At 70.1% G+C, this 13,025-nt stretch carries 15 protein-coding genes; 14 read left to right on the plus strand and 1 reads right to left on the minus strand.

Going from position 1 to position 13,025, the window contains the following annotated elements; genetic code table 11:
• Nucleotide 1 precedes the first annotated feature (1 nt).
• From DJ019_RS20170 to DJ019_RS20225, 12 genes are all read left to right on the plus strand, one after another.
• A complete protein-coding gene (locus DJ019_RS20170) occupies nt 2-235 on the plus strand; it encodes a hypothetical protein (RefSeq protein ID WP_111278601.1) in 234 nt (77 codons plus the stop codon).
• A gap of 103 nt (nt 236-338) precedes the next feature.
• Nucleotides 339-1,166, plus strand: a complete 828-nt coding sequence (gene ftsN / locus DJ019_RS20175) for a cell division protein FtsN (protein ID WP_111278603.1) — start codon at nt 339-341, stop codon at nt 1,164-1,166.
• On the plus strand, nt 1,163-2,188 hold the full coding sequence (gene nagZ, locus DJ019_RS20180; RefSeq protein ID WP_111278605.1) for a beta-N-acetylhexosaminidase: 1,026 nt from the start codon (nt 1,163-1,165) through the stop codon (nt 2,186-2,188). Before ftsN ends, nagZ begins: the two co-directional genes overlap by 4 nt.
• Nucleotides 2,185-3,015, plus strand: coding sequence for a segregation and condensation protein A (locus DJ019_RS20185; RefSeq protein ID WP_111278607.1), 831 nt, complete (start codon nt 2,185-2,187; stop codon nt 3,013-3,015). The genes nagZ and DJ019_RS20185 overlap by 4 nt, the downstream gene beginning before the upstream one ends.
• Entirely contained in the window at nt 3,012-3,659 is a 648-nt protein-coding gene (scpB, locus tag DJ019_RS20190) for an SMC-Scp complex subunit ScpB (protein WP_111278609.1), read from the plus strand. Before DJ019_RS20185 ends, scpB begins: the two co-directional genes overlap by 4 nt.
• 105 nt (nt 3,660-3,764) lie before the next feature.
• On the plus strand, nt 3,765-3,965 hold the full coding sequence (gene tatA, locus DJ019_RS20195) for a twin-arginine translocase TatA/TatE family subunit (RefSeq protein ID WP_111278611.1): 201 nt from the start codon (nt 3,765-3,767) through the stop codon (nt 3,963-3,965).
• A gap of 70 nt (nt 3,966-4,035) precedes the next feature.
• Nucleotides 4,036-4,548, plus strand: coding sequence for a Sec-independent protein translocase protein TatB (tatB, locus tag DJ019_RS20200; protein WP_111278613.1), 513 nt, complete (start codon nt 4,036-4,038; stop codon nt 4,546-4,548).
• Nucleotides 4,545-5,438 (plus strand): twin-arginine translocase subunit TatC, encoded by an 894-nt coding sequence (gene tatC, locus DJ019_RS20205; RefSeq protein WP_111278615.1) that lies wholly within the window; start codon nt 4,545-4,547, stop codon nt 5,436-5,438. Before tatB ends, tatC begins: the two co-directional genes overlap by 4 nt.
• A gap of 71 nt (nt 5,439-5,509) precedes the next feature.
• The gene (serS, locus tag DJ019_RS20210; RefSeq protein ID WP_111278617.1) at nt 5,510-6,790 is read left to right on the plus strand and encodes a serine--tRNA ligase; all 1,281 of its coding nucleotides are present in this window, start codon (nt 5,510-5,512) and stop codon (nt 6,788-6,790) included.
• Nucleotides 6,787-7,560 (plus strand): 5'/3'-nucleotidase SurE, encoded by a 774-nt coding sequence (gene surE / locus DJ019_RS20215; RefSeq protein ID WP_111278619.1) that lies wholly within the window; start codon nt 6,787-6,789, stop codon nt 7,558-7,560. The genes serS and surE overlap by 4 nt, the downstream gene beginning before the upstream one ends.
• A 2-nt stretch (nt 7,561-7,562) precedes the next feature.
• A complete protein-coding gene (locus tag DJ019_RS20220; protein ID WP_111278621.1) occupies nt 7,563-8,219 on the plus strand; it encodes a protein-L-isoaspartate(D-aspartate) O-methyltransferase in 657 nt (218 codons plus the stop codon).
• 109 nt (nt 8,220-8,328) lie between these two features.
• On the plus strand, nt 8,329-10,146 hold the full coding sequence (locus tag DJ019_RS20225) for a LysM peptidoglycan-binding domain-containing protein (protein ID WP_111278623.1): 1,818 nt from the start codon (nt 8,329-8,331) through the stop codon (nt 10,144-10,146).
• Here DJ019_RS20225 and DJ019_RS20230 read toward each other — a convergent pair.
• On the minus strand, nt 10,143-10,982 hold the full coding sequence (locus DJ019_RS20230; RefSeq protein ID WP_111278661.1) for an ATP-binding protein: 840 nt from the start codon (nt 10,980-10,982) through the stop codon (nt 10,143-10,145). The genes DJ019_RS20225 and DJ019_RS20230 overlap by 4 nt on opposite strands.
• A gap of 109 nt (nt 10,983-11,091) precedes the next feature.
• Here DJ019_RS20230 and yajC point away from each other — a divergent pair, with 109 nt between their 5' ends.
• Nucleotides 11,092-11,394, plus strand: a complete 303-nt coding sequence (gene yajC / locus DJ019_RS20235) for a preprotein translocase subunit YajC (RefSeq protein WP_111278625.1) — start codon at nt 11,092-11,094, stop codon at nt 11,392-11,394.
• Between the two features lie 21 nt (nt 11,395-11,415).
• The gene (gene secD / locus DJ019_RS20240; RefSeq protein ID WP_111278627.1) at nt 11,416-13,017 is read left to right on the plus strand and encodes a protein translocase subunit SecD; all 1,602 of its coding nucleotides are present in this window, start codon (nt 11,416-11,418) and stop codon (nt 13,015-13,017) included.
• Nucleotides 13,018-13,025 lie beyond the last annotated feature (8 nt).

A 13,025-nucleotide genomic window follows, 5' to 3' on the forward strand; every position in this document is an offset into this window, starting at 1 on the left:
GATGGACGTGCTGGTGGTGCGCGGGCCGATGTATCATTCGCCCGGCGACGAGAACGCCTTCAACACCTGGCTGAAGCGGATCGGCGCGGTGAGCCGTGTCCAGTCGCGCGGCGCGGACCTGCATATCCAGTTGCGCCCCGGGCGGCTGACGGCCGACGAGCTGCGTGAGTTCCGGGCGCTGTTCCACCGCTACGGCATGGACACCTCGGAGATCGAGGCGCTGTCCCAGCGTTAGGTCGCCCACAGCTTTTGCGGCGGCGCCACACTCCGGACTCGGCGCGCTCCGATAGACTGGCCGGAAAAGCGCGATTCGCGCCTGATTTCGCGGAGCCCTCGCGATGACCGACCAAGAGCGCGGCGCCTATACGCCACCGACCGCCGATGCGCCGCTGAGCTTCGATCCGCGCCAGCCTGTGCGGGGCGCCCGGCCGATCCCCTTCACCTTGATCCTCAGCGTGCTGGTGCTGGCGGCCCTGGTGGCGGCGATCTTCATGTTCTACCAGCAGGGCGTGCGGCAGGCCGGTCAGGCGCCGCAGGTCGTCGGCGAGTCCATCGTGGGCATGAAGCAGGCCGCCCCGCCCGGCGCGCAGCCACAGGACCCGGCCGCGGGCCTGCAGATCTACCGCTCCGACGCCGGCGGTCCGATGGAGACCGTCCCCGCCGAGCCGACCTTCGCCCCGCCCCCCGAGCAGCCGCAGGCGCGGCCGACCACGCCGGTGGTGATCACCCAGGCGCCGCCCGCGCAGCCTGCGCCGACCTCCGCGCCGATCAAGGCCACCATTCCAGCCGAGCCTGTGCAGAAGGCGGAGGCTCCCGCGCCGGCCCCGAAGGTCGCCGCCGCGGCGCCCAAGGCCGCGCCACCGCCGCCCAAGGCGGCAGCGCCCGCGCCCGAGCCCAAGAAGGTCGCCGCGGCCGAGCCGAAGGCCTCCTCCGGCGCCGCCCGCGTGCAGGTGGGCGCGGTCTCGTCCACCGCCTTGGCCGACAAGGCGTGGAACGACGCCGTCTCCGCCGCGCCGGGCCTCGCCGCCGGCAAGGGCAAGGCCGTCGCGAAGATCGAGGGCGGCAGCCTCTACCGGACCTTCGTCACCGGCTTCTCCAGCCGCGCCGACGCCCAGGCGTTCTGCGCCAGGTTGCAGGCCGCCGGGAAGAGCTGCTTCGTCCGGTGACCGGGGCGGCCTGCATCCTGGGCTGTTCCGGACCTTCGCTGACGAAGGCGGAGGATGCGTTCTTCCGCCAGGCGCGGCCGTGGGGCTTCATTCTCTTCGCCCGCAACGTCGAGGAGCCCGGGCAGGTGCGTTCCCTCACCCAGCGGCTGCGCGAGACGGTCGGGCGGGCCGACGCCCCGGTGCTGGTCGACCAGGAGGGTGGCCGGGTCCAACGCCTCGGTCCACCGCACTGGCCGCGCTATCCCGCCGCGCGCGCCTACGCAGGGATCGCGCCGCATGATCCGTTTCTCCGGGCCGCCATCGTCCGCCTGGGGGCGCGCCTGATGGCGCACGACCTTGCGGAGGTTGGGATCACGGCGAATTGCCTGCCGGTGCTGGATGTGCCGGATCCCGGCGCGCACGCGGTGATCGGGGACCGCGCCTACGGCGAGACCCCCGACGAGGTGGGGATGCTGGGCCGCGCCGCGGCCGAGGGCCTGGTGGCGGGCGGGGTGCTTCCGGTGATGAAGCACATTCCGGGGCATGGCCGCGCCCGCGCCGACAGCCATGACACATTGCCGGTGGTGGACGCCACGACGGACGATCTGGACACTCGCGACTTCGCGCCGTTCCGGGCGCTCTCTGACCTGCCGATGGCGATGACGGCGCATGTCGTCTATGCGGCGATCGACGCCCGCCGGCCGGCCACCACCTCCCGCGCCGTCGTGCAGACGGTGATCCGGCGGCGCATCGGCTTCGATGGGCTGCTGATGAGCGACGACCTGTCGATGCGGGCCCTGTTGGGTGGCATGGTCGACCGCGCCCGGGCGGCCCGGCGCGCTGGTTGCGACGTCGTCCTGCACTGCAATGGTGACCTTGGCGAGATGCGGGCGGTGGTCGAGGGGGCGGGACCACTGGTCGGACGTTCCGCCCGCCGCGCCCAGGCGGCGATGGCCCGCCGGCCACGATCGGTGGAACCGTTCGACGTGGCCGCCGGCCGGGCTCGCTTCGCGGCCGCATTCGATGGAAGACTGGCGGCATGAGCGGCGCCTTCCAGCCCAGCCTCGACTTCTCCGCCGCGGCGTCGGCCGCCCAGGACGGCGAGGCGCTGATCGTCGACGTCGAGGGCTATGAAGGCCCCTTGCACGTCCTGCTGGCGCTGGCCCGCACCCAGAAGGTGGACCTGCTCAAGCTCTCGATCCTGAAGCTGGCCGAGCAGTACCTCGTGTTCGTGCAGGAAGCGCGGCGTCGGCGGTTCTCGCTGGCGGCGGATTACCTGGTGATGGCCGCCTGGCTGGCCTACCTGAAATCCCGCCTGCTGCTGCCCAAGCCCGAACAGCCGAAGGCTGAGGAACCCCCGGCCGAGGAGATGGCGCAGCGCCTGGCCTTCCGCCTCGCCAAACTGGAAGCGATGCGCCAGGCCGCCGAGTCGCTCCGGACGACCCCGCAGCTCGGTCGCGACGTGTTCGTCCGCGGTGACCCCGACGCGATCCGCGTGGTCCCCTCCGGCCGCATCGAGGGCGATCTCTACAGCCTGATGAGCGCCTACATCGGCCAACGCGAGAAGGAGCTGAAGCGCACCTACAAGCCCTACGTCCCGACGGCCTACGCACTGGAGGACGCCCGCGACCGCCTGCGCCGGCTGTTGCCCGACCTCGAGCGCTGGACGCCGCTGACCGGCGTCGCGCCCATGGGCTCGCCGACCGCGGGACCGAGCCGGGCGTCCTATGTGGCCTCGACCCTGTCGGCCAGCCTGGAGCTGGTGAAGGAGGGCGCGCTGGAAGCCCGCCAGCTCGAAGCCTTCGCCGACATCTACCTGCGGGCGCGGAAGGGCGAACCGGCGGACGGGCAGGGGAGCGTTTCCCGATGAGCGATCTCGCCCAGACCGTCCGCGAGGTGGAGGCGCTGCTGTTCGCGGCCGCGAGTCCCCTGACTGTCGAGGACCTGGCCGGGCGTCTGCCCGAGGGCGCCGATGTCCCGGCCGCCCTGGCCGAACTCGGGCGGCAGTATGAGGCGCGCGGCGTGGTCCTCGCCAATGTCGCCGGCGGCTGGCGGTTCCAGACCGCGGAGGACCTCGCCTGGCTGATGACCGAGGAGCGGGACGAGCCGCGCCGCCTCTCCAAGGCCGCGCAGGAGACCCTGGCCATCATCGCCTACCACCAGCCGGTCACGCGGGCCGAGATCGAGGCGGTGCGCGGCGTGCAGGCCAGCAAGGGCACCCTGGACGTCCTGCTGGAACTCGGTCTCGTGCGGATGCGAGGGCGCCGGCGGACGCCCGGCCGGCCCGTCACCTACGGCACGACCGACGCCTTCCTGGAACACTATGGCCTCGCCACGCTCGGGGACCTGCCGGGTATGGCGGAGATGAAGGCGGCCGGCCTCCTGTCCCTTGATCTGCCCGCCGACTTCGCGGTGCCCAATCCGGAGGCGCCGGCCCTGGACGAAGACCCCCTGGAGGGCGAGGCGCCCGAATTCCATGTCGATTTTCTGGGCGAGGACGAACCTGTCCGATGAGGACAATCGCCGCGTGGCGCGTCGGCGGCGGAGCGACTATATAGCCGCGTAAGAACAGCGGGCGGCGACGCGGTGGTCGCCACTGTCCCAAGGAGTGATCTGCGCATGGGCGCCCTCAGCATCTGGCACATTGCCCTCATCGTCGTCGTGGCGCTGCTGCTCTTCGGCGGCCGCGGCAAGATCTCCAGCATCATGGGTGACACCGCCAAGGGCATCCGGGCCTTCCGCGAAGGCCTGAAGGGCGAAGAGTCGTCCGAAGAGGCGAAGGTCCTGCCGAAGGACGAGAAGGACAGCGCGCGGAGCTGATCCCCGCGTCTGCAACGGATTTCGCGCCGGCCGCCTTGATGGCGCCGGCGCTTCTCATTAGGCGTCCCTGATGCTTCCGGAAATCGGCGGTCTCGAGTGGCTGGTGATCGCGGTGGTCGCGCTTGTCGTGATCGGCCCGAAGGACCTGCCTGTCATGATGCGCAAGGTCGGCCAGTTCATGGCCAAGCTGCGCGGCATGGCGAACGAGTTCCGCGCCAGCTTCGACGAAATGGCCCGGCAGTCCGAACTGGACGAGCTGCGCAAGGAGGTCGAGGCCATGCGCCGCGGCCAGTTCGCCGACATGGCCGCCCATGACGCAGAGCTGCGCCGGACCGTCAGCGACATCGAGCAGGGCATGGCCGACGTCGGCGTCCAGCTCCACCCGCCGATGAGCTACCAGTACGACACCACTACCGCGCCGCCCGAGGCGCCGCCGCTCGAAATCGCCGAGGCGCCGGCCAAGCCCGCGCGCAAGCCGCGTGCGAAGAAGCCGAAGGTCGAGGCCGTGGACGCCGCGCCGATCGTCGAGACGCCAAAGGCCCGCAAGCCCCGCAGCAAGAAGATCGTCGAGGCCGGCTCGTGAGCTACGACGCCGACGAAGCCGAGATCGAGGCCTCCCGCGCCCCGCTGCTCGACCACCTCATCGAGCTGCGCAAGCGGCTGATCATCTGCGTCGTGGCGGTGGTCGCGGGGTTCATCCTCTGCTTCTCGTTCGCCGACACGATCTACCAGTTCCTGCTGCACCCCTTCAAAATGGCCGCCCAGATCTACGCGGCCTCCAAGGCGGCCGGCCACTCGGCGGGGGCGTTCGACCTGCTGTTCGTGCTGGTGGGCCTCAAGGAGGCCCCCGCCGCGGCCGGGGACCTGCGGCTGATGTTCACCGCGCCGCTGGAATTCTTCTTCACCAAGCTGAAGCTGGCCGGCTTCGGGGCGGTGGTGCTGACGTTCCCGGTGCTGGCCTGGCAGGTCTACGCCTTCGTGGCGCCGGGCCTCTACAAGCGCGAGCGGCGGGCGTTCCTGCCGTTCCTGGTCGCCGCGCCGATGCTGTTCCTGATGGGCGCGGCGCTGGTCTACTACATCATCCTGCCGTTCGTGCTCTGGTTCTCCCTGTCCCAGCAGATCATGGGCGCGGGCATCGCGGTGGAGTTGCTGCCCAAGGTCTCGGACTACCTGACCCTGGTGACGACCCTGTTGCTGGCGTTCGGCCTGTGCTTCCAGCTTCCGGTGGTGCTGACCCTGCTGGGTCTGGCGGGGATCGTGAACTCCAGCATGCTGTGGAAGGGCTGGCGCTACGCCGTCTTCGCCGTGGTAGTGGTCGCCGCGATCGTGACCCCACCGGATCCGATCAGCCAGTTGCTGCTCGCGACGCCGATCATCCTGCTCTATTTCGTCTCGGTCGGGTGCGTGAAGCTGATCGAGCTCCGCCGCTCCAAGGACGATGCGTCGGCGGGCAAGGACATCGTTCCCACCTGAACCCGGGCCCAAAGGGTTGGCGCGCCTTCCGACGCGCTCTAGAGAAAGCCCGCCTAGCCTAGCGGACCCCCATGCACGACATCCGAGCCATTCGCGACAATCCCGAGCTGTACGAGGCGGCGTGGGCGGCGAAGGGGAACTCCGGCCGGGTGGCCGAGATCCTGGCGCTGGACGCGAAGCTGCGCGCCGCCCAGACGGCGGGGCAGGCGGCCCAGGCGGAGCGTAACGACGCCTCCAAGAAGATCGGCCAGGCCAAGGCCCAGAAGAATGAGGATGAAGCCCAGCGCCTGATGGCTCAGGTAGAGGCTCTCAAGACCACGCTCGCCGAACAGGCCGAGGCCGAGCGGGCCGCCGGCGAGGCGCTGCGGAATCTGCTGGCTGCGCTGCCGAACATCCCGTTCCCCGACGTGCCGAAGGGCGCCGACGAGCACGACAACGTCGAGGTCCGCCGCTGGGGCGAGCCGTTCGCGATCAGCAATCCGCGCGACCACGTCGACATCGGCGAGGGTCTGGGGCTGGTGGACTTCGAAGCCGCCGCCCGCATGAGCGGCGCGCGGTTCACGGTGCTCAAGGGCCAGCTCGCGCGGCTGGAGCGCGCCATCGGCCAGTTCATGCTGGACCTGCAGACGCAGGAGCACGGCTACACCGAGGTCTCGCCGCCGCTGCTGGTCAACGACGCGGCCGCCTACGGCACCGACAAGCTGCCGAAGTTCGCTGAGGATCTGTTCCAGACCACCGATGGCCGCTGGCTGATCCCGACCGCCGAGGTGCCGCTGACCAGCCTCGTCATGGGCCAGATCGTGGCCGAGGAAGAGCTGCCGATGCGCGTCACCGCGCTGACCCCGTGCTTCCGTTCGGAGGCGGGCGCCTCTGGGCGTGACACCCGAGGCATGATCCGCCAGCACCAGTTCTACAAGGTGGAGCTGGTCTCCATCACCACGCCCGACCAGAGCGAGGCCGAGCACGAGCGCATGGTGAACTGCGCCGAGACTGTGCTGAAGCGGCTCGAGCTGCCGTTCCGCACCATGCTGCTGTGCACCGGCGACATGGGCTTTGGCGCCCGCAAGACCTATGACCTCGAGGTCTGGCTGCCCTCGCAGGGCAAGTACCGCGAGATCAGCTCGTGCTCGAACTGCGGCGACTTCCAGGCCCGCCGGATGGACGCCCGCTGCAAGAAGGCCGGCGAGAAGGGCACCCGCTACGTCCACAGCCTGAACGGCTCGGGCCTTGCCGTCGGCCGGACCCTGGTGGCGATCATGGAGAACTACCAGGACGAGGGCGGCCGCATCGCCATCCCGCAGGCGCTGCATCCCTACCTGCCGGGCCTGACCCACATCGGGGGCGCGGCTTGAGGATCCTGCTGACCAACGACGACGGCATTCACGCCGACGGGCTGGAGGCCCTGGAGCGGATCGCCGCCGAACTCTCCGACGACGTCTGGGTGGTCGCGCCGGAATACGAGCGGTCGGGCGCCAGCCGGGCGCTGACCCTGGACGAGCCGATCCGGGTCCGGAAGGTGGGGGAGCGCAAGTTCTCGACGACCGGCACGCCCACCGACTGCGTGATGCTGGGCGTCCACGAGCTGGTGACCGGCAAACGCCCCGACCTGGTGCTCTCCGGCGTCAATCGCGGCGCGAACCTGGCCGAGGACGTGACCATGTCCGGCACCGTGGCCGGCGCGATCGAGGGCATGGCCCTGGGCATCCCGTCGATCGCCCTGTCGCAGATGGGCTTCTACGAGCCGGGGACGAGCTTCGAGGCGTCCGAGACCTTCGGTCCCGGAATCGTGAAGCGCCTCGTGGAGCTGGGCTGGCCCGGCGACGTGGTGTTGAACGTGAATTTCCCAAACGGTCCGGTCGACCGCATCACCGAGGTGGAAGTCACGCGCCAGGGATTCCGCGATGTCCACGTGCGCCATGCCGAGCGGCGCACCGACCTGCGCGGCAAGGAGTACTACTGGATGGGCTTCCGCATGGAGAAGTCCAGCCCGGCCGACGGCACCGACCTGCACGCCCTCTACAACGGCAAGATCTCGGTGACCCCGCTGCACATCGACCTGACGCACATGCAGACGGTCCGCGATCTCAAGGGACAGCTTGGCGGCGTCCCGCCGAAGGTCTGAGCATGGCCGAAGCGCACGACACGCCCGAGACCCAGATGGCGCGCCTGATCCTGGCGCTGCGCAGCCAGGGGGTGAGCGACCCCAAGGTCCTGAACGTCATCGAGAAGACGCCGAGGCCGCTGTTCACCCAGGAGCTGTTCAAGGAGCGGGCGTTCGAGGACTCGGCCCTTCCGATCGCCTGCGGCCAGACCATCAGCCAGCCGTTCATCGTCGGCCTGATGACCCAGGCCCTGAAGATCGACAAGCGCGACCGGGTCCTCGAGATCGGCACCGGCAGCGGCTACCAGACCGCGATCCTCTCGAAGCTGGCGCGGCTGGTCTACACGGTGGAGCGCTATCGCACGCTGATGAAAGAGGCCGAGGCGCGGTTCAAGGTCCTGGGCCTGACCAACGTCATCACCCGCTTTGGCGATGGCGGCGAGGGATGGCCCGAGCAGGCGCCTTTCGACCGCATTATGGTCACGGCGGCGGCGCCGGACGAACCTAAGGCTCTGCTTTCGCAGCTCAAACCCAACGGCATCCTGGTGGCGCCGATCGGCAAGGGACCTGTCCAGACGCTCCGCCGCTACACCGGCGACGGAAAGGGCGGGTTCGAGGTGGAGGACCTGATCGACGTCCGCTTCGTGCCCCTTCTCGACGGCGTGGCCAAGGAGCTCTGACGAGTTCGTGTTGCGAGGCGTTTGCGGGTTGGCGGGGGCGTCTCCCGGCCGTCATCATGTCATTTCACGCCCCGATGATTCCTTTGACTGAAACGCTACCGGAGCGGCGATGCCTCCTCACTTCGAACGCACGGCCCTGATCCTCCTCGCCGGCACGGCGCTGACCGCCTGCGCGAGTCCGCAGTATCCGATCACCGCGCCGCTCGTTCAGCTTCCTCCGCCGGCCGCGGCGCCGGCGTCGTCTCCGTCGCCCACGCCCCAAATGGCCGCCGCGCCCGAGGCGCCTGCGGTCGCGGCCCCCATCGCGCCGGTGGAAACGGCCACGCTCGCGCCCCTGGCTCCGGCTCGCCCCGCCCCGTCCATGCCGGACGCCGCGGCCACGACGCCTCCCACGGCCATGACGCCGCCCGCGGTCGATGCGGCCACCCGGTCCCGGTCCCGTGGGCCGGCCGCCACCTACACCGTCAAGAAGGGCGACACGCTCGCGAAGATCGCCGACAAGCTGGGCACGGACATCCAGGACCTGGCCAAGGCCAACGGGCTGAAGTCCCCCTATCGGATCAACCCCGGCCAGGTGCTGAAGAACCCCAAGGCTCCGGCCCCGGCCAGGCGGACCACCTCGCGCGCCGAGCGGGCTGAGGATGGCGCGGGCGAGGGCGGGCGCACCTACACCGTCCAGGCGGGCGACACCCTGTTCGGGATCGCCATGAAGTTCGGAACCACCGTGGACGCCCTGCGGGAGGCCAATGGCATCTCGGGGTCAGGGCTGATGCGCGGCCGGACGCTGAAGATCCCGGGCGGCGGGGCGGACGCGGCGCCCGCATCGGACGCGCCCGAGACCGTGCCTGGGCCCAAGGCCTCGTCGACCCGCGCGGAACCCGCGCCGGAGGCCGCGCCCGCGGAGCCGTCGGACAGTCGCACGGTGACGACCCGCCAGGTGACCGGTCGCGTCGTGGACATCTCGGTTCCCGGCCAGGCCTACAAGGTCAAGAGCGGCGACAATCTCGAACGGATCGCGCGCCGGCTGGACAGCGACGTCGAGGAACTGGCCAAGATCAACAAGCTGAAGAAGCCCTATCGGCTCCAGCCGGGCCAGACGATCCGTGGACCGGGCAGCTCGGCCAAGGGCTATGTGGTCGGTCGCGGCGACACCCTGGCCCTGATCGCCCGCCGGTTCGACGTCACGGTCGAGGAACTTCGCGCCGCCAACGGCCTCCGCCGCGGCGCCAGCGTGGCCCCGGGCCGCCGCCTGAAGCTCCCATCCGGCTATCGCGACAAGGGCCCGATCGTGACCCGCTCCACCGCCCCGGCGGAGCGGCCTGAGGCCCCGGCCCCGAAGCCGCCGTCGTCCTTCGACACGCCGCCCCCCGCGGGTCAGCGTCTGCCACCCCCGCGCTCTGCGCCCCGCCCGCCGGAGGTGGAGGGCTCTCGGCTCCCGTCGCGGCCGCAGCCCTACCAGCCCTCTGGTCCGATCCCGGGCGCGCCGGTGGCCAGCCCGCCGGTCAGCGACGCGCAGATCATGGAGATGGGCCGTGGCCGGTTTGCGTGGCCGATCCGTGGGGAGCTGATCTCGTCCTATGGCGCACGCGGCCCCGGCCAGCGCAACGACGGGGTGAACATCCGCGCCAACGCGGGCGATCCCGTCCGGGCGTCGGCGGCCGGCGACGTCGTCTATGCCGGCGACCAGGTGCCGGGTTTCGGCAACCTCGTGCTGATCAAGCACGCCGACGGCTGGGTCACCGCCTACGGCCACCTCGGCCGGGTCAACGTGCGGATGCAGCAAAGGGTCGAGCAGGGCCAGGAAATCGGCCAGGCCGGTTCCAGCGGCGGCGTCTCCGAGCCGCAGCTCCACTTCGAGGTCCGCTACGCCCCGACCCCGCAGGAGCGGGCGAGGCCGGTCGACCCGGCGCTGGTCCTGCCGCGCTAAAGCGGCAGCGGCTTGCCGAGCTCGCCCGCCAGGTCGCGGATGAACTGCCAGGCGACCCGACCCGATCGCGCGCCCCGAAGCTGGGCCCACTGCAGCGCCCTGCGGTCCAGGTCCATCGCCTGGAGCCCGTACCGCTCGGCGTAGGCGGCGACCGCGGCGAGGTAGGTCGGCTGGTCCATGGGCGGGAAGCCGATCCAGAGGCCGAAGCGGTCCGAGACGCTGACCTCTTCCTCGGCGTCCTCCGCCGCGGCGACGAGGCCGCGGTCTTCCTGGTGGCCCCGGGGCATCAGGTGCCTGCGGTTGGATGTGGCGACGAAGAGCACGTTCGCCGGCGGGCCCGACACACCGCCTTCCAGGGCCGATTTCAGCGCCTTGGCGGCGGCCGCGCCTTCCTCGAACGAGAGATCGTCGCACAGCACGACGAACCGTTCCGGACGGTCGCGCAGGGTGTCGAACAGGGCGGGCAGGGCCGTCACCTCGTCGCGGTCCACCTCCACCAGCTTCAGCGCCGGCGTGGCGTCGGCGACCGCCATGAACGCCGCCTTGGCCAGCGAACTCTTGCCCGTGCCCCGCACGCCCCAGAGCAGGGCGTGGTTGAACGGCAGGCCCGTCGCGAACCGCTGGAGATTTTCGAGGAACCGCGCCTTCTGGCGGTCGACGCCCATCAGGCTGTCCAGCGCCAGGGGGTAGTCGGGGGCGGGGTGAAAGGCGCCGGACCCGGGATCGTGCCGGAACAGGCGGGCGGTTTCGAAGACCGGCGTCGCGCGAGCAGGCGGCGCCAGTCGCTCCAGCGCCTCGGCGATACGGATCAGGAGGGGCGAAAGGTCGTTCTGCATCGCGCCCGCCATACACGAGGGGCGCGTTCCATTGCAAAAGCGGGTCGGCGCGCATAGCTTCCGCCGACCAAATTCCGGGCCCCTTCGGCCCCCGCCTTCCGGAGCTGTGATGAACGACCCGAATATGATCAGCACGATCGCGATGCCGATCCTCCTGATCGTGCTCTTCTACTTCCTGATGATCCGGCCGCAGCAGAAGCGGATGAAGCAGCACCAGAGCATGCTGGCGGCGCTGAAGCGCGGCGATCAGGTGGTGCTGTCCTCGGGCATGATCGGAAAGGTCGTTCGCGTCGAGGATTCGGAGGTCGGTCTCGAAATCGCCACCGGCGTCACCGTCAAGGTGGTCAAGGCGATGATCTCCGACGTCCGCGCCAAGGGCGAACCCGCCCCGGCGAACGACGCCAAGGCCTGAAGCTAGAAAAGACGCCTTCCGATGCTCACCCTCTCGCGCTGGAAGGTTCTCCTCGTCATCCTGTCGGTCGTGGCGGGGGTGCTCTTCGCCCTGCCGAACGCGCTGCCGAAGGACGTCCGGGAGAGCCTTCCGGGCTTCCTGCCCAAGCAGACCCTGAACCTCGGCCTCGACCTGCAGGGCGGCTCGTACCTGCTGCTCGAAGTCGACCTCAAGGCGCTCAAGGCCGAACGTCTCAACAACACGATCGAGGACGTCCGCACCCAGCTCCGTGAGGAGCAGATCGTCTTCAGCGATCTCGGCCTGGTGGGCGACACGATCAGCGTCCGCATCACCGATCCCGGGCAGTACGAGGCGGCGACGCGCCTCCTGAGGCAGAACATCGGCTCGGACCTGCCGGGCGCCGTGGGCGGCCGGGACATCCGCGTCACCACGGAAGCGGATCAGCGCCTGCGCCTCGCGCTCGCGCCTGAGGCCATGGACGCCGAGGGCCGCCGCGCTGTGGAGCAGTCGCAGGAGATCATCCGCCGCCGGATCGACGAACTCGGCACGCGCGAGCCTTCAATCACCCGCCAGGGCGCCAACCGCATCGTGGTGGCCGCGCCGGGCGAGAGCGATCCCGAGAAGCTCAAGGCGATCCTGGGCCAGACCGCGAAGCTGACCTTCCAGCTCGTGGACGAAACCGCCGACATCGTCGCCGCCCAGGAAGGCCGCGTGCCCCCTGGCTCAGTGCTCGTTCCCGGCGACCAGGTCCAACCGTTCTACGTGCTCAAGCGCCGCGCGCTGGTCACGGGCGAGATGCTGACGAACGCGTCGGCCGGCTTCGACCCTCAGACCGGCCAGCCGGTGGTGAATTTCCGGTTCAACGGCGAGGGCGCCCGGCGCTTCGCCAACGCCACCACCCAGAACGTCGGCAAGCGCTTCGCCATCGTCCTCGACGACAAGGTGATCTCCGCGCCCAACATCAACGAGCCGATCACCGGCGGCTCGGGCCAGATCAGCGGCAACTTCACCGTCGAGAGCGCCAACGACCTCGCCATCCTGCTGCGCGCCGGCGCCCTGCCGACCCGGCTAAACGTCGAGGAACAGCGGACCGTGGGCGCCGAACTGGGCGCCGACGCGATCAAGGCCGGCCAGATCTCCACGATCATCGGCTTCGCGGCCATCCTCGTCTTCATGCTGCTGGCCTATGGCCTTCTGTTCGGTGGCATCTCGATCGTGGCGCTGCTGGTCAACGGCCTGCTGATCATCGCGGCGATGAGCCTGACGCAGGCGACGCTGACCTTGCCGGGCATCGCCGGCCTGATCCTCACCCTGGCCGTGGCGGTCGACGCCAACGTGCTGATCTACGAGCGCATGCGCGACGAGGTGAGGGCGGGGCGGACCGTGGCCATGTCCATGGACGCCGGCTTCTCGCGCGCCATGAGCACCATCATCGACGCCAACCTGACGACTCTGCTGGCGGCGCTGATGATGTTCCAGTTCGGCGCGGGGCCCGTGAAGGGCTTCGCCTGGACGCTCTCCATCGGCGTGCTCACCTCGGTGTTCTCCGCCGTCCTCATCACCCAGGTGCTTCTGGCATGGTGGTATCGCGCCGCCCGCCCGAAGACCCTGCCGATCGCGTAAGGGAGAGC

Origin of the sequence: Phenylobacterium kunshanense (assembly GCF_003254525.1) — a bacterium.
Taxonomy (GTDB): domain Bacteria; phylum Pseudomonadota; class Alphaproteobacteria; order Caulobacterales; family Caulobacteraceae; genus Phenylobacterium; species Phenylobacterium kunshanense.

Excerpts from the sequence above, each read along its gene's own strand:
- scpB (WP_111278609.1), top strand. The coding sequence starts at position 3,012 with ATGAGCGATCTCGCCCAGACCGTCCGCGAGGTGGAGGCGCTGCTGTTC.
- secD (WP_111278627.1), top strand. The coding sequence starts at position 11,416 with ATGCTCACCCTCTCGCGCTGGAAGGTTCTCCTCGTCATCCTGTCGGTC.
- DJ019_RS20185 (WP_111278607.1), top strand. The coding sequence starts at position 2,185 with ATGAGCGGCGCCTTCCAGCCCAGCCTCGACTTCTCCGCCGCGGCGTCG.
- serS (WP_111278617.1), top strand. The coding sequence starts at position 5,510 with ATGCACGACATCCGAGCCATTCGCGACAATCCCGAGCTGTACGAGGCG.
- DJ019_RS20170 (WP_111278601.1), top strand. The coding sequence starts at position 2 with ATGGACGTGCTGGTGGTGCGCGGGCCGATGTATCATTCGCCCGGCGAC.
- yajC (WP_111278625.1), top strand. The coding sequence starts at position 11,092 with ATGAACGACCCGAATATGATCAGCACGATCGCGATGCCGATCCTCCTG.
- DJ019_RS20225 (WP_111278623.1), top strand. The coding sequence starts at position 8,329 with ATGCCTCCTCACTTCGAACGCACGGCCCTGATCCTCCTCGCCGGCACG.
- tatA (WP_111278611.1), top strand. The coding sequence starts at position 3,765 with ATGGGCGCCCTCAGCATCTGGCACATTGCCCTCATCGTCGTCGTGGCG.
- DJ019_RS20230 (WP_111278661.1), bottom strand. The coding sequence starts at position 10,982 with ATGCAGAACGACCTTTCGCCCCTCCTGATCCGTATCGCCGAGGCGCTG.
- tatB (WP_111278613.1), top strand. The coding sequence starts at position 4,036 with ATGCTTCCGGAAATCGGCGGTCTCGAGTGGCTGGTGATCGCGGTGGTC.
- DJ019_RS20220 (WP_111278621.1), top strand. The coding sequence starts at position 7,563 with ATGGCCGAAGCGCACGACACGCCCGAGACCCAGATGGCGCGCCTGATC.
- ftsN (WP_111278603.1), top strand. The coding sequence starts at position 339 with ATGACCGACCAAGAGCGCGGCGCCTATACGCCACCGACCGCCGATGCG.